Source organism: Pseudomonas sp. 2822-17 (genome assembly GCF_002742485.1).
Lineage (GTDB): Bacteria > Pseudomonadota > Gammaproteobacteria > Pseudomonadales > Pseudomonadaceae > Aquipseudomonas > Aquipseudomonas cyclaminis.
This window is the reverse complement of the sequence record NZ_LJRZ01000594.1, coordinates 1-277: the sequence shown is the minus strand read 5'-3', so window position 1 is coordinate 277 and position 277 is coordinate 1. Positions and strand designations below refer to the sequence as shown.

Genomic DNA, 277 nt, shown 5'->3' with positions numbered 1-277 from the left:
GCCCTGATAGCTTCAAGAGGACCAGGATCAATTGCTTCTACAGTTTCACTTATTAGTTTCACTAATATCCCCAAAGAAAAGAAGAAAAGGGCATACACACCAGCTAAAGCACCCACTCCAACAATAGCAACAAACATAACAGCTAAAATCATATCAGGAATCGTTCTCAATACATTCAACCCGAACCTTACAGGGTGATATAACCAACCTTTTTTTTTTAGGTTTGATGCAGCTAAAAAGCTGATTGGAAGACATACAATGACAGCTGCCGTAGTAC

At 39.4% G+C, this 277-nt stretch carries 1 protein-coding gene; it reads right to left on the bottom strand.

All coding sequences use genetic code 11. The features are described from left to right. On the bottom strand, positions 1–277 hold a 277-nt coding region (locus AOA60_RS23525; protein ID WP_143522518.1), incomplete at both ends, for an ABC transporter permease.